The sequence below is a fragment of the Flagellimonas cixiensis genome (assembly GCF_042134615.1).
In the GTDB taxonomy this organism is placed as follows: Bacteria; Bacteroidota; Bacteroidia; order Flavobacteriales; family Flavobacteriaceae; genus Flagellimonas; species Flagellimonas cixiensis.
In genome coordinates, this window is sequence record NZ_CP169639.1 from 395899 (window position 1) to 415518 (window position 19620).

Sequence of the window (19620 nt, forward strand, 5' to 3'; positions counted from 1 at the left end):
GTCATTAATTGGCTTTCGCTCGGCAAAAGTAAACTTATATTTTAATCTTACCTACCAAAGTTGTTTTCTTATCACTTTTATAACATTTACTTTATTCCCAAAGGTATATATTTGCTGGATTGTCTTACAACTGACTAAAACTGCCAACCCCTTTTATGAAGGAACTGAAACACCTTAATAAATACTTCAAAAAATATAGGTTTAAGCTGCTATTGGGCATTTTGATCACGATTATCGCACGTATATTTTCTTTGATCATGCCATCCTATGTGAACAAATCCATACAGGCAGTGGAGGACTATTTGTCTGATGTGATCACCCTTTCGGTCGCAAAAGGAATGCTATTGCAGTACATCTTAATTATTATCGGTGCGGCTTTGTTGTCTGGACTTTTTACCTTTTTAATGCGACAGACCATTATTAATGTGTCCCGTTATATTGAATATGATCTAAAGAATGAGGTGTTTGACCATTATCAATTGTTGAGCCTCAACTTTTATAAAAGCAATCGTATCGGTGACTTAATGAACCGAATCAGTGAAGATGTAAGCCAAGTACGAATGTACGGTGGACCAGCGATCATGTACGGCATACAAACGTTTACCCTTTTTGTGTGTTTGGTGCCCCTTATGTTTATCAAGGCCCCTACTTTGGCCGCTTACACCCTCTTACCACTACCTATTTTATCGGTTCTGATATATAAAATCAGTAAAGTCATCCACAAAAGGAGCACTAAGGTGCAAGAGTATTTGTCTACCCTTTCCACCTTTACGCAAGAATCATTTTCGGGGATTTCGGTAATCAAGGCCTATAGCATTGAGCCAAGGGTGAATGAAGAAATGAAAAATTTGGCCATTGAAGGTAAGGACACCAGCATGTCTTTGGCCAAAGTGAATGCCTGGTTTTTTCCTCTTATGATTTTGCTGATCGGCATCAGTAATATTTTTGTGATCTATATTGGTGGCAGGCAATACATCAACGGGGAAATTGAAACGGTTGGAATTATAGCGGAGTTTATTCTTTATGTGAACATGCTTACCTGGCCGGTTGCTGTTGTGGGCTGGTTAACTTCCATTGTGCAACGTGCAGAAGCTTCCCAAAAAAGAATCAATGAGTTTTTACAGGAAGAGCCTGCAATCAAAAACACGGTTACAGAACAAAAATCCATTCATGGCGATATCGAGTTCAAGAATGTTTCCTTCACTTACGAGGATACCGAAATTACGGCCTTGAATAATGTATCCTTTAAAATTAAGGCTGGAGAAACCGTAGCAATTTTAGGAAAAACAGGTTCAGGAAAATCGACCATTTTGGATTTGGTGGCCCGCCTTTACGATGTTACTTCTGGAGAAGTGTTAGTGGATGGTGTGCCCGTTCAAAAAATCAATTTGGATAGTTTAAGAAAGTCCATCGGTGCTGTACCACAAGATGCCTTTTTATTTTCGGACACCATTGAAAACAACATTCGGTTTGGGAACGAAAATGCCACCCATAATGAAATTGTTGAAGTTGCCAAGAAAGCTGTGGTACACAAAAACATTCTAGGCTTTGCCAAAAAATATGATACCATTCTGGGGGAACGCGGCATTACCTTGAGTGGTGGACAAAAGCAGCGGGTTTCGATTGCCAGAGCACTTTTAAAGGACCCCAAAATATATCTTTTTGATGATTGTTTGTCTGCGGTGGACACAGAAACGGAAGAAGAGATTTTGAACAATTTGAAGAAAGTATCGGAAAGCAAAACCACTTTGATCGTAAGCCACAGAGTTTCGTCGGCCAAAAATGCGGACAAAATCATTGTGCTGGATCAGGGCGAAATCATACAAGAGGGCACCCACGAAGAACTGAACAATCAGGAGGGATACTATAAGGATCTCTACCTCAATCAACTCTCGGGCAAAGAATCTTAAAAAAGTTGCTGAATTAGCTTTTTTTTTACATTTTTGGTAACAATATTCAACATAGTTTTAAATAACACTAAACCACATGGGCGAGAAAGATATAATGGATCAGGAGGAGATTTATTCGAAAGTCTTAAGAGCAGGTAGAAGAACTTACTTCTTCGATGTTAGAAGCACAAAAGCCGGAGACTACTACCTCACCATTACCGAAAGCAAAAAATTTACCCACGATGATGGTTCCTTCCATTACAAAAAGCACAAAATTTATCTATACAAGGAAGATTTTACCGCTTTTAGAGAAATCATGGAAGAAATGATGGACTACATTATCGACGAAAAAGGGCAAGAAGTAATATCGGAACGTCACCAAAAAGATTTTAAAAAGGAAGAAGACACCTTCAGTCAAAACGGTTCCACCACAGAGAGTTTTACCGACGTGGATTTCGACGACATTTAAAAGATTTTACTTTTAAAATAGATGCAACGACCTGTTTTTCACAGGTCGTTTTTTATTTTTGTATTTTCTACAAAACAAATTCCGTATGGCCAGGACACCAAGCAATATGCTCCCTTTGGGAACAAAAGCTCCCGATTTCAACTTGTTGGACACAGTTTCCGACAACTTTCTTTCATTGGAAGATGTAAAAGGTGAAAAAGGCACGGTAATCATGTTTATTTGCAACCACTGCCCTTTTGTGATTCATGTAAACCCTGAAATCTCGAATTTGGCAAAGACCTATCAAGCCAAAGGCATAGGTTTTGTGGCCATTTCTAGCAACGATGTGGAAAATTACCCCCAAGATGCCCCAGATTTGATGAAAGAGAAGGCCAAGGAGGCTGATTATACATTCCCTTACCTCTATGATGAAAGTCAAGCTGCAGCCAAAGCCTACGACGCAGCCTGCACCCCGGATTTTTATCTGTTTGATGCTGATTTAAACTTGGTGTACCGTGGGCAATTGGATGATTCCAGACCACAAAATGGCATTCCATTAACAGGTTCTGACCTAAGAAATGCCTTGGAAGCCCTTTTGAATGGAGAGTCCATCAACCCCGACCAAAAACCTAGTCTGGGTTGCAACATTAAGTGGAAGGAAGCATAGCTTATTCGTTTTTTCAACCCATGAACATTACTTTTATCCCTGTCACCCCCGCCAATATTGATACCTATTTGGAAGTTGGCGTCGCATCCTACAAAGAGCATTACCTACATCTGTGGACCAATGCTGATCCTACGCCCTATATTTCTTATGGATTGACAAAAACTGTGGTTGAAAAGGAAATGAATGATCCAAATAACGGTCATTACCTTATTAAGCTCGAAGAAGAAACCGTAGGCATTTTAAAATTGGTTTATCACTGTGGCATTGATGAAATCACTAATGAAGAAGCCCTAAAAGCTGAAAAAATATATCTGCTCAAAGCACACTCGGGCAAGGGGTTGGGCAAACAAATTCTGCAATGGATTGAGGCCAAGGCCAAGTCTTTGAACAAAAAACTGGTTTGGTTGGATGCTATGCAAAAAGGCAACCCCATTCATTTTTACCAAAAAAATGGTTACATTATCAAAAGGGAAAGCGAAGTGGTGCTCCCGGGCGTTTTGGATGCAGAAAAACCCATGTGGATTTTGACCAAAAAACTGTAACTACCAGCCTTCTCGCTCAATCAAATTCGCAATATGGGCAAAATGGTGGTTACTGTGCCATGCATACCTTCCCACATTTTCCGCTACGGTGGATTCTTGGTTGCCATCTGGGTGAATAAATTTTCGCTGGAGCTGTTCTTGCGACAACCCTTTGATTAAGTACACCAATTTAGCATGTACGGCTTTTAAATGGTCCAGCGACATTTGGATGGGTGCTGTTCGGGAATCGAAAAGTTCGGCCCAAGCTTTTTCGTCGTAGGGTTTGATTACGGGATTGTCCTCCGTTAACGCCCATTTAAATCGAATATAACTGTTATGGTGACTATCGGAAATATGGTGTACCAATTGTCTCACCGTCCACCCACCGGGTCGGTATGGGGTTTTCAATTGCTCTTCTGTCAAAGATATGACCATGACTTCCAATTTTTCGGGCAATTGCTCTAAGACCAAGGTCCAGTTTTCGAGATCTTTATTGGTAATGGTGGTCGGTACCTGAAATTTTCCGATCGGATACCGTAATTTTTCGAGTTCTTGATTTTCCATGCCTAAAAATATGAACTTATAGTCGCAGGCAGGCACCAAACCTTAAATTCTATTAAAAAAAGTTTAGTACAGTTTTAACGCATATAATCCAACAGGTCAAAATAATCTACTAAATTTATAGGAATAACCGAATTATCAATTTAAATCAAAATATATGGCAACGCTAAGATTAGGCGATACTGCACCAGATTTTACCGCAGTAACCTCTGAAGGAACTCTTAACTTTTATGATTATTTAGGTGATGGATGGGGAATTTTGTTTTCTCACCCAGCCGATTTTACCCCTGTTTGTACTACAGAATTGGGTACAGCGGCGAAGTTTAAGGACGAATTCGATAAAAGAAACGTAAAAATGATGGCCTTGAGTGTGGATGGTGCCGAATCGCACAAAGAGTGGATCAAAGATATTAACGAAACCCAACATACCGAGGTCAACTTTCCTATTGTGGCCGATGTGGAAAGAAAGGTTTCCGACCTCTACGATATGATTCATCCGAATGCAGATGACACCTTAACCGTACGCTCCGTGTTCATCATCGGACCAGACAAAAAAATTAAGCTAACCCTTACCTATCCTGCTTCCACTGGACGAAATTTTTACGAATTGCTACGGGTCATCGATTCTTTGCAATTAACAGCCCATCATAAAGTAGCGACACCTGCCAACTGGGAAAACGGACAAAAGGTAGTGGTGAGTCCATCCATTCCTACAGAAGAGGCTAAAACCATATTTACCAAGGGTGTTGAGGAGATAAAACCATATTTACGGTTAACTCCAGACCCCACATCTTAAATCTTTTTGAAGAAAAACTGTTTAAAAGCTCATAACCACCAAATTAAACGTATCTTTGCACTATATTTAATTTTTCAATATTTATTATGAGTAAAGGAACAGTAAAATTCTTCAATGATTCTAAAGGATATGGATTTATCACTGAAGATGGTTCAAACACAGATCACTTTGTACACGTTTCAGGTTTAATCGACGAAGTAAGAGAAGGTGATGTTGTAGAATTCGAACTACAACAAGGTAAAAAAGGATTGAACGCCGTTAACGTACAAGTTATAGATTAAGGTTACAGTGCACTTTTTTATAAAATAAGCTCGGGTTTTCCCCGGGCTTTTTATTTTTTAAACTTTTTATAATTTTTCTACGCAACCATTAAGAGTTTTCCTATCTAATAAACAAATACTGTTCCCCACAACCATTAATCAAAATAACCGCATGAACACCTTTTTTACAATTCTTAGCTTTCTTTTAATTGTGAATGCATTGTTGTTGGTTTGGAGCGTAAACGGTTCCAAAAAATAGTAATCGCATTTTTTTTTAGCACAATAGGTAGGGTTTTTTATCGTTCAATTGTTACGTAATAAATAACTCTAACCATGAATCCATTTTTAAGTATTTTAGTTTTATTACTGGCGATTAACTTTTGTCTACTATTAGTAAGCGTAAATCGAGCCAAATAAAAAAAGCTCCCATCTCTGGAAGCTTTTCTATTATATTAAGGGTACGTTTTTATTTAACGCCCATTAATTCCACATCAAAAATCAATGTTGCATTTGGAGGAATAACCCCACCTGCACCTGCACTTCCGTAAGCCAAGTGCGAAGGAATCACAAAACGAGCCTTATCGCCTACTTGCAAAAGCCCAATCCCCTCGTCCCAACCTGGGATTACCTGACCAACCCCCAAGGTAAAATCGATGGGTTGTTTTCTTTTATAGGAAGAATCAAAAATTTGTCCGTTGGTCAAGGCGCCTTCATAGTGTACAGAAACGGTATTTCCTTTTGCGGCTTTGGCCCCACTTCCTTTTTGAACGATTTTATAACGTAATCCACTATCGGTTTTATCAAATCCAGCGGCCAATTTTTCCATTTCGGCCTCTGCTTGTGCTTTTGCTTCGGCAATACGTCTTTCCCTAGCTCCTTCAAAAACCCTAAAGGCTTCGATAGCATTCCAGTTTTCAGCTTCATCCCCTACTCTCACAATTTCCAAAGTATCTATTTGATCTCCCTGCGCAATGGCATCTACAATATCCTGACCTTCAACGACATGACCAAAAACAGTGTGCTTGTTATCCAACCATGGAGTTGCTACGTGCGTGATGAAAAACTGACTGCCATTGGTACCTGGACCTGCATTGGCCATAGAAAGTACTCCCGGTACATCGTGTACCAAATCAGGGTGAAACTCATCATCGAATTTATATCCGGGGTCACCGGTTCCGGTCCCAAGGGGGCACCCTCCTTGAATCATAAAATCGGCAATTACCCTATGGAACTTCAATCCATCATAATAAGGTTTGCCCTGTGGTTTAGCACTGTTTTCCATATTACCCTCTGCCAAGGCAACAAAATTGCCCACGGTACCAGGAGTTTTGTCGTGTGTAAGTTTCACCAAAATTTCTCCTTTAGAGGTATTGAATTTTGCGTAGATTCCGTCTTGCATTGTATGTGATTAATAGATTATTAGAATCGTTTTTCCTGAATTTTTCCAAGATGGCAAAGATACGGGTTTATAGGCAAGAGGAAAAGCATTTATGGTTTAGGAACCGTGATAATAATGTTTCCTATTGGCTCCAAATCTCATCGAGGCTATTACACTTAAAATGTTTATTATCAGGTAATAAATTGACTTCAAACGGTTAAAATATATTTAAAACTGTTATTTTAGATTTATTACCGTTGTAATGCTTTAGAAGTTTTGAAGTTGACCACTAAAAGAACATAAAACACTAACCATGGGCAAATTAACAATATTCATCTTAGGAATCATACTAATTTACAGTTGTTCTGAAAAGAAATTAAATGAAGCTGATATTAAGAATCAGGTATTAAACACATATAATGACATGTATAATTCCTATGGAGAGGGCACAGATGAATTTTTTAAATATTTTGAGAATGACTTCATAAGAGTTACGCCTTCTGGTAATTTACAAAAAGGTGTTGAGGAACAAATAAAAAATTGGAATGGCTATTTAAAAGTCAAAAAACTGCATTTAGAAAGTTTTGACGAACCAAAAATGATAATCAGTCAAAATCAAGTGGTTACAATCGGAGGTTACGTTGAATATTTTATAGATAGAGCAACAAAGGACAGTTCCTATAACCGCGGAGTATATGTTGCTACTTGGAGGAAGAATGACAGTGGCGATTGGAAGGTATGTATGGATACCTGGCATTCTGGTTTAGATAAAAAATAAAAACGTGCTACAACAACAGCTATAGTGCTGCCCTTCGAGTCACCCACAATAGCCGAGACTCTTAACCAAAAATAATCGCTAATTTAAACGGTAACTAATGGTCATTTAAACCGTTGTATTTTTTCATAATCAATTGCCTACCTATGATAAAATTATTTAGAAGGCTTAGACAAAACTTGCTATCCGAAGGTAAAACGGGAAGGTATTTTAAATATGCCATTGGCGAAATTTTATTGGTGGTCATCGGGATACTTATAGCCATACAAATCAATGACTGGAAGCAACAACAAACCGAACGGGAGCTGGAAAAAAAGTACCTCAAAAATCTCGTTGCCGAGCTACAGCAAGATGCCTTGGGGTTAACGATCACTTTACAGCAACTCAAAAACCAAGCTAGAACCAAAAATGCACTTTTGGATATGGTTCGAAATAACAAGGCCGGCGACTCGATCATTACATATTTTGATTACCAGTGGCGCCCCATTCAACCTTATATTCCATTAAAGTCCACTTATGTGGAAATGACTACCAACTCGGACCTACAAGTAATACAGGATGATTTTGTTCGAGAAAAAATCATAAAACTCTACAATGCTTACGAAAGTTTGGAAAAGGAAGAAGATTTTACATTTGGGACCGCTACCAACAATTTATTGACACTGTTGTCCGAAGGAATGCCCAACATGGCCCATTACTCCGCCGAAAATATTTTGGCCCTAAAAGACAATCACAATTTACTAAATGCCATTCAATTAAATGGCGCATATTCCCGACGGGATAATTACGTGGAAATCATTGAGGAGTGTAACGCTTTAATCCAAGAAATTGAAAGTTACCGACAATCATTAGAGTAAATTTTAATTCAATATTGAAAAAATTCTTATCTTAACCTTATGACACTTTCAAGAACACACATCATCCTTATTTCAGTGGCTACCTTATTATTGGTTCCGTTTATTGCCATGCAATTCACTGCCGAGGTACAATGGTCCGCCTTTGACTTTTTAGTAGTTGGAATACTTTTGTCCGCAGTAGGTTTTTCAATTGATTTTATTTTGAAGAAATCAAAAAGCTCACAAAAAAGGATTTTTTGGGTTTTGGCCATTGTTGGACTCTTTCTATTGTTATGGATAGAACTAGCGGTTGGTATTTTTGGATCTCCAATCGCGGGCTCTTAAATTTGGATTTCAAACAGCACCCATCAATTCTAAAAGTTAAGTTAAATCGTGTGTGTAGCGATGCAATCCAATCTTCACACTCTTTCGCCTTTCATTTATTTTATTGATCTTTAGCGTTTTTAACAGGCACGAATGGGCAAAAGGAAGAAGCAGGCCAAAGTATTACGCATTTTTAGAAAAGTACACCGAACCACAGGAGCTTTATTATTCATTTTTTTCTTTATTATTTCAATTTCAGGACTCTTTTTAGGATGGAAAAAGAACTCTAACGGCTACATTATTCCCAAAACCCAAAAAGGCACCACATCAGACCTTACCCAATGGCTTCCCATTGACAGTTTACACACCATCGCCTGTACTACTTTACATCAAAAAGTTGCTCCCGATTTATCCATAGAATTAGATCGCATTGATATGAGAAAAGACAAAGGCTCCGTAAAATTCGTTTTTTTTGAACAGTATATGGAGATTCAATTGGATGGAGCCACGGGAAATGTACTCTCCATTGGAAAAAGACGATCGGATTTCTTGGAAAATGTACATGACGGTTCCATTTTGGATGACTATTTGGGTACGGGGAGTTTTATTAAATTGACCTATACCTCAGTGATGGGAATTTCCCTGTTGATTTTTACCATTACCGGATTCTGGCTCTGGTACGGCCCCAAACAAATGAAAAAGGGCGGTCGGAAAAAACTACATACTAGGGCATAAAAAAACCGCCCCAATTAATATTGGAACGGTCTTTTCCACGAAAAATAGGTGTTATCCTTTTATTTTTTGAGTTGGTACGGTACCGTATTTATCAATCAGATACACCAAACTGGCCATGGTGGCAGCACCCAACTCCAATTCGCGTTTGTTCACGTGCTCAAAGGTATCATTCTCGGCATGGTGATGATCAAAATAACGTTGACTATCGGGTCTAAGTCCAGCAAGTACCATTCCCTCTTCTTTTAATGGTCCAATATCGGCACCACTACCTCCTTTAATAAACATATGAATCAAATAGGGCTCAAACAGGTCTCTCCACCCTTGAATATGTTTGATATTTTCTTCGGAGGCATCGATGGAAAATCCCCTAGGGGTAAAACCACCTGAATCGCTTTCCAGTGCAAACACATGTTTTTCATTTTTGTTTCGGGCCACCTCGGCATATTTGTTTCCTCCGCGCATTCCATTTTCTTCGTTCATAAATAGTACAACACGCAACGTTCTTTTTGGGCGATATCCTGTTTCCTTCAACAATCGCAACACATCCATACTTTGCACACAACCTGCGCCATCATCGTGGGAGCCATCCCCCAAATCCCAAGAGTCCAAATGCCCCCCTACAACCATAATCTCGTTAGGGTATTCACTTCCTGTAATTTCTCCAATCACATTATAAGATTGCACATCTTCCAACTGCTTGCAGTTTTGCTTAAAATAAAACTTGACATCAGGATTCAATTTTAAGGTGGTGCTCAATAATTCAGCACCATTGGTACTAATGGCAGCTGCAGGAATTCTTTCACTTACTGGAGTGTCGCCGTATCTCATGTTTCCGGTGTGGGGGTAATCGTCCAATCTCAAATTCATGGAACGAACAATAACACCAACGGCTCCAAATTTGGCTGCTTCCACTGCCCCTGTGCTTCTTTGATCTACACAGCCAGAATATGCCGTAAACGTATTGATCAAGGTGGGATCCATCGGACGGTTATAGAAAACAATTTTTCCCTCGATTTTATCCCTGCCCAATTTTTCCAATTCTTCTATGCCCTGAACTTCCACCACATTGGCTTTTAAGCCACCGCTCGGCGTAGACACAGAACCGCCCAACGCACAAATGGGCACATTGGTGGTCAAACCGGGTTTGGTTTCAAAATAGGCGAACTCTGGCACACCTCTCACCCATTTGGGTACCATTACGGGTTGCAGCCACACACGGTCTAATCCTAGTGAGTCTAATTGCGATTTGGTATACTCCACTGCCTCTTGTGCCTGAACGGAGCCCGAAAGACGTCCGCCAATTTGATTGGATAAATAATTGAGCCAATCGTAGGCCTTTCCATCGGTTAATGCCTTATCGTAAATGGATTTGATTTGTTTTTCGTCTGCTGATTGGGAAAAAAATGGGGTGCTGACCAATAAAAAGGCCAAAAGTAGGAATGCTCTCATGTGGTTTCTTTTTCCAGTTCTTGTTTAAAGGTTTCTAAATTAGCCTTTATTTCATCGTCCAACTCGGGTTCCTCGATATCTTTGTACTTTTTTAACGCTTCCAGCATGATCGTTGCCACAATTAACCGAGCCGCTTCTTTATTATCTGCTGGAATCACAAACCACGGCGCATACGCTTCTGAAGTTTTGTTCAATGCCTCTTGGTAACAGGCTTGGTATTGGTCCCATAACTTTCGTTCCTTTAAATCGCCAGGTGAAAATTTCCAGTTCTTTTGTTTTAAATGAATTCTGCGCAACAATCGTTGACGTTGTTCTTCTTTGGAAAGATTAAGGAAAAATTTGAATATGATGGTTCCATTTTGAGCCACGTGTTGTTCAAATTCACGGATTTGCTGATATCGTTTTTCCCAAAATGCCTGATCAATATCCCCAACTTCGTTTACCTCGGGAAGGTTTTCACCCAAAATATACTCAGGATGCACTTTGGTGACCAATACATTTTCATAATGTGTTCGGTTAAATACAGAGAATTTTCCGCGTTCTGGCAAGGCGATGTAGTGTCGCCATAAATAATCGTGTTTCTTCTCCAAAGTAGAGGGCACTTTAAAACTGTGTACCACAACTCCGCGGACATTAAAATCTTTAAAAACTTCTCGAATTAGACTATCCTTTCCCGCAGTATCCATGCCTTGTAGACAAACCAAAACCCCATATTTACCATGGGCATATAAAGTATCTTGAAATTCGCCCAATTCTTTACGAACCTTCTTCAATGCTTTTTTCAATTCCTTTTCCGAGGCACCAAAATCCTCGTAAGTAGGTTCTTGGTGTAAATCGAGTGTTCCCTGCACCCGATACGTGGTTGATGCTATATTTTTCATTGGAATGAAGATAATCCTTTTTGAGCATTTTGAAATATTTGTAAGACTGTGCGCATTTCATCGACCTTTTTACCTTTTATAGTGGATCTTGGTGCTTTGGTCGATTAATTTTCCTACAAAATGGATGAGCCCTTTAACTTTATGAATATCAGTACGCACAAGTCCCAAATCTAAAGCGTTATGAATAAGAAGAATATAATCCTACTTGTAGTCTTCATCATAGGCCTTATTGGCCTGTTGATCATGACTTCCTCATTCAAAACTCCCCAAGCTTGCACCTATGCAAGTTCCAATCTAGATTACATTAAAAGCCAAATTCAAAATGCTGTCTCCGCCAAGGACATCAACATGGCCAAATACCATGCGTACAAAGCCTTGAACAGTATTGAGAAAACCAGGGGCAATTTTTTGGATTGTGGTTGTGATGGCACCATTGAAAGTTTGGAAAAAGTACTTTCCCATTTAAAGAAGGCCACAAAATCAGGTTCGTTTCAACATTCCAAAACCGACTTACATATGGCACTGGAGAATGTTATGATAGGGGAAAAAGTATTGCGCATTTTTGAACAGGAAACCGAAAGCAGCTATGGCAGCAATGTATTGGTGTTAAATACCAAACAAGCGCTGGAAACCGAAAGCTCTATATTATTGACCCAAGGAGCTGCCATTAAGCAACAAGTCCATAATTGTTTATTGAGTTTTGAGACTTCTCTGGATAAAGTGGTCACCGATGTAGACTGTCCGGATGCACAGCGTTTTATCTCCAATATTTACGAGGAATCGCGTTTGGTTTTGCTCAACACCGAACTTTCACCGCATAAAAAGGAATATCACCAACGTGTAAAAGCCTTATCGGAAAGTGCTTTGAACAGACTTAAAAACTGTAATTGATTCTATTTGCTGGCAAACAGCTTCACGTCGTCCTCAGAAACTTCCTTGCCCCCCAAAATAATCAAGCGTTCCACCACATTTCGGAGTTCACGCACATTACCTGTCCAATCGTAACTCTTTAATAGCTCCAATGCTTTTTTGGAAAAGCTTTTTTGAGTTGTTCCCTGCTCCGCTGCAATTTTTTGCGAAAAATACTCTATCAATAATGGAATATCGTCACGTCTATCGTTCAGCGCAGGAACTTTAATCAAAATCACTGCCAACCTATGGTAAAGGTCTTCCCTGAATTTACCGTCTTCAATTTCTTTCTTTAAATCCTTATTGGTTGCGGCAAGTACACGAACATCTACCTTAATATCTTTATCGGAACCAACTCTGGAGATTTTGTTTTCTTGAAGCGCCCTCAAAACTTTCGCTTGGGCGGAAAGACTCATATCGCCAATCTCATCCAAGAATATGGTGCCTTTATTTGCGGCTTCAAATTTACCGGCACGATCCTTTACGGCTGAAGTAAAAGCCCCTTTTACATGGCCGAACAATTCACTTTCTATCAACTCGGAGGGGATAGCTGCACAATTTACCTCTATAAATGGTGCAGAGGAACGTGGGCTTTTTTGATGGACCCAATGGGCCACCAATTCCTTACCCGTTCCATTGGAACCTGTAATAAGCACACGTGCATCGGTCGGGGCCACTTTTTCTATCATATCCTTTATGGCGCCAATCGCTTCGCTTTCCCCAACCATTTCGTAGTTTTTGGATACCTTCTTTTTAAGGATCTTGTTCTCTACCACCAGTTCCTTTCTGTCCAGAGCATTTCGAACCGTGGTCAGCAAACGGTTTAAATCTGGCGGCTTGGAAATATAATCAAAGGCTCCTAGTCGCATGGTATTAACGGCGGTATCCAAATCACCATGACCGGAAATCATGATAAAAGGAATTTCAGGTTTTATCTTTTTGGCAGCTTCCAAGACCTCAACACCATCCATTTTAGGCATTTTTATATCGCAAAGCACAAGGTCAAAATCCTCCTTTTTTACGGCTTCAATACCTTCAAGGCCATTTTCGGCCTCATGGACGCTATAATTATCGTTCTCTTCCGCAAGAATCTTTACAAGCACTCTACGAATGGCTGATTCATCTTCTATTACCAAAATTTTTGACATACCTAAAGTTTAAAAAATTCCTATTTTGAATCCTGTCCTAATATAAAAACTTGACTCGTTATTCAATAAATATACTGATCCTTGATCATCGTTCCGAAGTATTCCTTCTTGAATCACCGATCTTCCCAAGGTAGCAAACAAAGCCATTCGATTGGATATATTATACTGGTAGCCTATACTCCCCACCAATGCGGTCAATGATATTTTTGAGGCCACTTCCCCGTCTTCCATGATTACATCGTTCTGAAGGTTGATATAGTAACCATCCAAGAACAATGCCAACTCTACGAAATGTTTTTTATTAATGTGGTGCCTAAAGTTGGTTCTCGGTATCCCAAGGGTATACGACCAATTGGGATGGAACCTTCTGTAATAATTGATCAAAGGCAGCGGAACCGGCAATCCAGTGGTACTGTTATAGGTTAAGCCGAGTACCAAACGATACGGTTTATCAGCATTGGGGCGCTCTTTCCAAATGGTAGCGGTGGCGTTCATAAAAAAGTCATCCGTTTCAGTGCCATCCAATAAGTTGGAAGCCAATCTCGGTGTTAGGATGGCGATAAAATTCCAGTTTTCATTCAATTTGGTAATGATGCCAGCATTAAAATCAACCACATGAAAACGAATTAATTCGCTCTTATCAAAAGGAAGGTCCCTGGAATAATCCATATCGAACCTATTGTACTCAAAGCCCGTAATCAGGTAATCGTTCTTTGCGTTAAGCTTGATGGGGTAATTGAAAAGGGCCTTATACCTCTGGGTTTTCATTCCAGCATCGTTTTCGGGAATATTCAAATAATCGAATCTGAGAATATCGGTACTTTGTCCCCAACCAAGTTGAGCACATAGTAGTACAACGAAAGCCAACAGCTTCCAGTTTGCCTTATGAAATTTTGAGGTTTTTATCTGCTCTATTGTTTTGGCTGAATAATATGTACATCTCTCTGCGGGAATGGAATTGAAACATTGTTTTCCCTAAACTTGGCATCAATTTTATAACGCATTTCGCTTTTGATCCTAGGATCTCTAAAGGTATCGTTGGTGAAAAAGAAAATTGAAAATATCAAAGCGGAATCTCCAAAGTCCTCGAACAAAACAAAGGGCTTGGGATTTTTTAAGATCTGCTTTTGTGTACTCGCTATTTCTTCCAAAATCTTGGTCACCAATTGCACGTCACTCCCATAAGCCACCCCCACGCTCACCTTTTCACGGGTTGTTTTGTGGTTTTGGGTATAATTATAAACGATGTCGCTTATGAACTTATGATTCGGTAAAATCAAAACTTTGTCATCACGGGTAATGGCTCTGGTTGTTCTCAATTTGATTTCGAAAACCTTACCTACTTTACCATCAACTTCGACCACATCACCCACTTGTAAGGATTTATCTATTATAATGAAGATACCTCCAAGAATATCCTTGAACAATTCTTGCAAGGCCAGACCTAAACCTACAAACAGGGCTGCCGATGCGGTTATGAGTAAAGTGATGTCTACCCCTGCGGCACTAAGGGTGAAAACTACTGCGATTAAATAAACTACGTAATTAAGAAATTTGAATACACTGGAGAACTTTTGTTTGTCCTCTTGCTCCATTTTACGCGTAATTAAGTGTCGCAGCCATTTTAAAATAAACTTGGTAGCTACTAGAGCAAAGGTTAAAAGCAGCAATAAGCCGATGGTCAAGTGAATCGATTTATCGCCCTCACCAAGATGAACACCAAGATTTAAAAAGTCCTTGATGGTGCCCCATACATCTTCTTTAATAATCTCTTTTAAGTCTTCTGCTCCTTCTTGCATAATTACTTTAATATTTCAACCATTTGATCAATTCTTTGTAGGTTGGTTTTTTACCATACATTAAAATACCTGTCCTGTATATTTTTGCTGCCAAGGTCACGATACCTAAGAAGGTAACTATCAACAACCCAACAGATGTTAAAAATTGCCACAGCGGCACGCCTCCTTCTCCAATGCCACCCGGTAAACGCATCAGCATTACTATGGGCGAGGTCAACGGAAACAATGAAAATGCTACTGCAATGGGCCCATGTGGATTGCTAAAAACAGAGAAGAACCCAACATAGATGGCCAACATCAAAGGTAAAATAATAGGAAATATAAATTGCTGTGTATCTGTCTCATTATCCACCGCCGCTCCGATCGCTGCATAAATGGAACTATAGATCAAATAGCCCAACACAAAATAGATAAAGAAGGAAATGATCAACAATCCCCACGGGATATCCAAAATTTCTTGGGCATATAGCAGCATTTCACTGTCCATTCCCTCTATCTGTGACATTCCAGCCCCCATAGGTCCTGCATTCATGCCAGTATCTCCTGAGAGTTGGGCCAAATCTATTCCGAAAATCATTACTGCAAGCGTTAAAAGTATGGATGCAGATATGATCCAAATGGTAAATTGGGTCAATCCTGCCAAAGAAGTACCGATAATTTTACCCAACATTAATTGAAAGGGTTTTACCGATGATATGATCACTTCAATAATGCGACTGGTTTTTTCTTCAATTACACTGCGCATTACAAACCCGCCATATATAATGATGAACATCATAATCGCATAACCAAATCCGCCACCGATCACGGCTTTGATTTCGTTAATCCCCTTCATGCTCTTTTCACCCTCAAAAGTGGCCAAATTGATTTCAAAAGGAGCTTCTACCGTAGAAAACTGTTGGGAGCTTACCCCTAATTTTTGCAATCGGTCTTGCCGCAGTTGCCTTTGAAAAATATTCTCTAATTTTTGAGTAATGTTGGTATTGGGGTTGTCCTTGGTAAACAGATAACTGCCCTTGGCGGTTTTTTCCACATTTTGCTCATTGGGCAGGTACAACAATCCATAATACTCCAAAGCGCTGGTAGAATCTTTGGCCTCCTCCAAACCAATCCCATCAAACTGCACAAAAGACAGGTTTTTGGTAGGTTGAAATTCTTCCATAAAAAAACTGCTCTCGTTCAGAACGGCTACCACGCGAGTTTCATCATCATTGACCTTGGCCAAATACGCAATCAACACGATCATTCCCACAATCAACAGTGGACTTAAAATGGTCATCACCACAAAGGAGCGGTTACGGACCTTTGCCAAATATTCCCGTTTTATGATCAATCCGATCTTACTTGCCATTGTCCTTGTTGTTTACGGTTTGAATGAAAATATCGTTGGCCGATGGAATGGTTTCCTCAAATCGATTGATGTTGGCCATTCTAGAAAGTTTGGTCAAAACCTCTGCAGTATTTGAATTCGGAAGTTGCACCTTAAAATCCAGTTGATGTTCTGCCAAATCGATATGGGATGAAAGAATGCTGAACTTTCCTTCCAATGTTTTCAAAAGGTCGTGTGCACCTTCCTTCACCTGAAGACCAATATTAAAAATATTGTTTTTATAGGCTCTCTTGATATCGGATAGTTTTCCGTCCAAAATCTTCTCCGACTTATGAATCAATGCGATGTACTCACAAAGTTCTTCCACAGATTCCATACGGTGGGTAGAAAAAATGATAGAGGTTCCATTTTCCTTCAATTGTAGGATCTCATCCTTTATAATATTGGCGTTTATAGGGTCAAAACCACTAAAGGGCTCATCAAAGATGAGAAGTTTGGGTTCGTGCAGCACGGTTACAATAAATTGTATTTTCTGTGCCATTCCTTTGGATAGCTCCTGTACCTTTTTGTTCCACCAGTCACCAATGTCCAAACGATCGAACCAATATTTTAATCGAGTTTTTGCCTCGACTTTGGTCAACCCTTTCAATTGAGCCAAATAGAGTGCCTGCTCCCCTACCTTCATACTTTTGTACAATCCGCGCTCTTCTGGCAAATAACCAATCAGGGCAATATGGTGGGGTGCCAAAGGCTCCCCATTAAACAAAACCTCGCCCGAATCTTGGTGGGTTATCTGGTTAATAATCCTTATAAATGAGGTCTTTCCTGCCCCGTTTGGGCCCAAAAGTCCGTAAATACAATTGGTTGGGATTTCTAGCGATATGTTGCGCAATGCGGTATAGTCTCCATAAGTTTTGGACACATTTTTGGCAACAAGGATATGATCCATGTAATCTATTTTTTCAAAGATATGTAATTGTTGAAAAACAAGGGTTTCCCTTAAAAACAAAAACCCACCCTTAAATCAAATTAAGGATGGGAAAAAAATTGCTATGAAAAAGAAAATTAGATATCGGTCACCCAACATCAGTTTCAAATATACGTTTTTTATTTAAACACAAAGATTTTTCTTCCTAAGAGAACATATCTTTTACCTTCTCAAAGAAGGATTTATCAGATTTTTCGGGCCTTGGAGTGAAATTTTCATCGCCTTGCATACGTTCAAAAAATTCTTTTTGCTCTTTATTTAGGGTCTTTGGCGTCCAAACATTCACGTGAACCAAAAGGTCTCCGCTTCCATATCCGTTTAAACTTGTAATCCCTTTTCCTCTTAATCTCAATATTTTTCCTGACTGAATTCCAGGTTCCAATTTAATGCGAACTTTTCCTCCCACAGCATCAATTTCCTTGGAACTGCCCAAAACAGCTTCCGAAATACTGATGTACAGATCATAGTGCAAATTGTCACCTTCACGTTTCAAGGTATCGTGCTCCACTGTTTCAATAGCCACCAACAAATCACCTGAAATTCCGTTGCCAGGGGCTGCGTTTCCTTTTCCGGCCACCTTCAATTGCATGCCATCCTCTACACCTGGCGGAATTTTAATGGATACGGTTTCCTCAACCACCTTCAATCCCTGAGCATCTGCATCGGCTGGTTTTTTATCTATGGTTTGGCCAGAGCCTCCGCAGGTAGAACAGGTAGTAGCGGTTTGCATACGCCCCAAAATGGTATTGGTCACTTTCATAATCTGACCGGTACCATTACAGGTATGGCAAGTTTTGTAGGTGACACCATCGGCCTGAAGCTTACGGCGTACCTTCACTTTTTTCTCCACACCATTGGCCACTTCTTCTAAAGTGAGCTTTACACGGATACGAAGGTTACTCCCTTTCATTCTGCGTTGACCACCACCGCCAAATCCACCAAAACCACTGAATCCACCACCAAAGGCTCCACCAAAAATATCCCCAAACTGACTGAAGATATCTTCCATGTTCATGCCTCCGCCACCAAATCCTTGGCTTCCGTCGAAAGCAGCGTGCCCGAATTGATCGTACTTGGCTTTTTTGTCAGGATCACCCAACACCTCGTATGCTTCTGCTGCTTTTTTGAACATTTCCTCCGCCTTGGCATCGCCAGGGTTCTTGTCGGGGTGAAATTCAATGGCCTTTTTTCTATAGGCTTTTTTAATTTCTGCTGCAGAAGCTCCTTTGGATACTCCTAATATGTCGTAATAATCCTCCTTCATAAATGTTTAGTTTCCAACAACAACTTTAGGGTGTCTAATTATGCGGTCGCCAAGTTTGTATCCTTTTTCGACCACATCGATAATTTTCCCTTTTAATTTTTTGTCCGGAGCAGGAATCTGGGTGATGGCATCGTGCACTTCGGCATCGAAAACATCGCCTTCACCAACTTCGACTTGCTCCAGGCCCTTGTTCTTTAAAGTTTCCTTGAATTTATTGCTGATGAGTTCCACCCCTTTGAACATTTCCTTATCCTCAGACTTGGCAAGTTCTTTTAGGGCACGATCAAAATCGTCCATAACCGGTAGCATTGCCACAATGACTTCTTGTCCTGCGGTTTTGAACAAATCCATCCGTTCTTTGGAAGTTCGCTTTTTAAAGTTTTCAAATTCGGCAAATAATCTTAGGAACTTATCCTTCTCTTTCGCCAAATCTTCCTTCAATTGATCCTCCACAGAAATCTCTTCTTGTTGTTCTTCGGCTTGCTCACCGTTTATATGTTCTCCGTTCAGCTCAGTACTCCCGTCGGTTTGTCCTTTTTTGGACTCCTCTTCCATTTCCTCAACCTTACTTTTATCGCTCATGTCTATTAAATTTTACCAATATGAAGTGGCAAAAGTACTGCCAATTGTCTAAAAATGTCAAAATGTCACAGCAAAACATA

General features: G+C 39.9%; 22 protein-coding genes. 11 read left to right on the plus strand and 11 right to left on the minus strand.

The genetic code is table 11. The annotated features are described in order from the left end of the window. Window positions 1–155: 155 nt before the first annotated feature. The 4 genes from ABT310_RS01765 (at window position 156) to ABT310_RS01780 (ending at window position 3546) form a co-directional block, all read left to right on the plus strand. Entirely contained in the window at window positions 156–1910 is a 1755-nt protein-coding gene (locus ABT310_RS01765) for an ABC transporter ATP-binding protein (protein ID WP_375325052.1), read from the plus strand. Window positions 1911–1986: 76 nt separating this feature from the next. Continuing rightward, entirely contained in the window at window positions 1987–2358 is a 372-nt protein-coding gene (locus ABT310_RS01770; RefSeq protein WP_375325053.1) for a PUR family DNA/RNA-binding protein, read from the plus strand. A gap of 85 nt (window positions 2359–2443) precedes the next feature. Then, window positions 2444–3004, plus strand: a complete 561-nt coding sequence (locus ABT310_RS01775; protein ID WP_375325054.1) for a thioredoxin family protein — start codon at window positions 2444–2446, stop codon at window positions 3002–3004. A 20-nt stretch (window positions 3005–3024) separates the two neighbouring features. After that, complete coding sequence (locus ABT310_RS01780; RefSeq protein ID WP_375325055.1) at window positions 3025–3546, plus strand: GNAT family N-acetyltransferase; 522 nt, start codon at window positions 3025–3027, stop codon at window positions 3544–3546. Here ABT310_RS01780 and ABT310_RS01785 read toward each other — a convergent pair whose 3' ends face one another. After that, window positions 3547–4089 carry a YfiT family bacillithiol transferase gene (locus ABT310_RS01785; protein ID WP_375325056.1) on the minus strand — a complete coding sequence of 181 codons (543 nt, stop codon included), beginning with the start codon at window positions 4087–4089 and terminating at the stop codon, window positions 3547–3549. A gap of 154 nt (window positions 4090–4243) precedes the next feature. Here ABT310_RS01785 and ABT310_RS01790 point away from each other — a divergent pair, with 154 nt between their 5' ends. Beyond that, a complete protein-coding gene (locus tag ABT310_RS01790; protein WP_375325057.1) occupies window positions 4244–4882 on the plus strand; it encodes a peroxiredoxin in 639 nt (212 codons plus the stop codon). Between the two features lie 86 nt (window positions 4883–4968). Then, window positions 4969–5163: a cold-shock protein gene (locus ABT310_RS01795; protein WP_375325058.1), complete on the plus strand. Its 195-nt coding sequence runs from the start codon at window positions 4969–4971 to the stop codon at window positions 5161–5163. Between the two features lie 445 nt (window positions 5164–5608). Here the strand turns inward: ABT310_RS01795 and ABT310_RS01800 are convergent, their stop codons facing one another. Continuing rightward, window positions 5609–6541, minus strand: coding sequence for a peptidylprolyl isomerase (locus tag ABT310_RS01800; protein WP_375325059.1), 933 nt, complete (start codon window positions 6539–6541; stop codon window positions 5609–5611). A gap of 292 nt (window positions 6542–6833) precedes the next feature. Between ABT310_RS01800 and ABT310_RS01805 the strand changes: the two genes are divergently transcribed. From ABT310_RS01805 to ABT310_RS01820, 4 genes are all read left to right on the plus strand, one after another. Next, window positions 6834–7298 (plus strand): hypothetical protein, encoded by a 465-nt coding sequence (locus ABT310_RS01805; protein WP_375325060.1) that lies wholly within the window; start codon window positions 6834–6836, stop codon window positions 7296–7298. A gap of 143 nt (window positions 7299–7441) precedes the next feature. Further along, window positions 7442–8152, plus strand: a complete 711-nt coding sequence (locus ABT310_RS01810) for a DUF6090 family protein (protein WP_375325061.1) — start codon at window positions 7442–7444, stop codon at window positions 8150–8152. Window positions 8153–8191: 39 nt separating this feature from the next. Then, the gene (locus ABT310_RS01815) at window positions 8192–8476 is read left to right on the plus strand and encodes a hypothetical protein (RefSeq protein WP_375325062.1); all 285 of its coding nucleotides are present in this window, start codon (window positions 8192–8194) and stop codon (window positions 8474–8476) included. Window positions 8477–8608: 132 nt separating this feature from the next. Continuing rightward, complete coding sequence (locus ABT310_RS01820; protein ID WP_375325063.1) at window positions 8609–9190, plus strand: PepSY domain-containing protein; 582 nt, start codon at window positions 8609–8611, stop codon at window positions 9188–9190. Window positions 9191–9241: 51 nt separating this feature from the next. Here ABT310_RS01820 and ABT310_RS01825 read toward each other — a convergent pair whose 3' ends face one another. Beyond that, window positions 9242–10639: a M20/M25/M40 family metallo-hydrolase gene (locus tag ABT310_RS01825; protein WP_375325064.1), complete on the minus strand. Its 1398-nt coding sequence runs from the start codon at window positions 10637–10639 to the stop codon at window positions 9242–9244. Then, window positions 10636–11520, minus strand: coding sequence for a PPK2 family polyphosphate kinase (locus ABT310_RS01830; protein WP_375325065.1), 885 nt, complete (start codon window positions 11518–11520; stop codon window positions 10636–10638). Before ABT310_RS01830 ends, ABT310_RS01825 begins: the two co-directional genes overlap by 4 nt. A 180-nt stretch (window positions 11521–11700) precedes the next feature. Here ABT310_RS01830 and ABT310_RS01835 point away from each other — a divergent pair, with 180 nt between their 5' ends. After that, on the plus strand, window positions 11701–12411 hold the full coding sequence (locus ABT310_RS01835) for a hypothetical protein (RefSeq protein WP_375325066.1): 711 nt from the start codon (window positions 11701–11703) through the stop codon (window positions 12409–12411). A gap of 2 nt (window positions 12412–12413) precedes the next feature. Here ABT310_RS01835 and ABT310_RS01840 read toward each other — a convergent pair whose 3' ends face one another. From ABT310_RS01840 to ABT310_RS01870, 7 genes are all read right to left on the minus strand, one after another. Further along, entirely contained in the window at window positions 12414–13577 is a 1164-nt protein-coding gene (locus tag ABT310_RS01840; protein ID WP_375325067.1) for a sigma-54-dependent transcriptional regulator, read from the minus strand. Window positions 13578–13586: 9 nt separating this feature from the next. After that, on the minus strand, window positions 13587–14345 hold the full coding sequence (locus tag ABT310_RS01845) for a DUF6268 family outer membrane beta-barrel protein (protein ID WP_375325068.1): 759 nt from the start codon (window positions 14343–14345) through the stop codon (window positions 13587–13589). A gap of 143 nt (window positions 14346–14488) precedes the next feature. Then, window positions 14489–15376, minus strand: a complete 888-nt coding sequence (locus tag ABT310_RS01850; RefSeq protein ID WP_375325069.1) for a mechanosensitive ion channel family protein — start codon at window positions 15374–15376, stop codon at window positions 14489–14491. Window positions 15377–15383: 7 nt separating this feature from the next. Beyond that, window positions 15384–16727, minus strand: a complete 1344-nt coding sequence (locus tag ABT310_RS01855; protein WP_375325070.1) for an ABC transporter permease — start codon at window positions 16725–16727, stop codon at window positions 15384–15386. Beyond that, window positions 16717–17655 carry an ABC transporter ATP-binding protein gene (locus ABT310_RS01860; RefSeq protein ID WP_375325071.1) on the minus strand — a complete coding sequence of 313 codons (939 nt, stop codon included), beginning with the start codon at window positions 17653–17655 and terminating at the stop codon, window positions 16717–16719. The genes ABT310_RS01855 and ABT310_RS01860 overlap by 11 nt, the downstream gene beginning before the upstream one ends. 184 nt (window positions 17656–17839) lie before the next feature. Next, a complete protein-coding gene (dnaJ, locus tag ABT310_RS01865; RefSeq protein ID WP_375325072.1) occupies window positions 17840–18958 on the minus strand; it encodes a molecular chaperone DnaJ in 1119 nt (372 codons plus the stop codon). A gap of 6 nt (window positions 18959–18964) precedes the next feature. Further along, window positions 18965–19540, minus strand: a complete 576-nt coding sequence (locus tag ABT310_RS01870) for a nucleotide exchange factor GrpE (RefSeq protein ID WP_375325073.1) — start codon at window positions 19538–19540, stop codon at window positions 18965–18967. Window positions 19541–19620 lie beyond the last annotated feature (80 nt).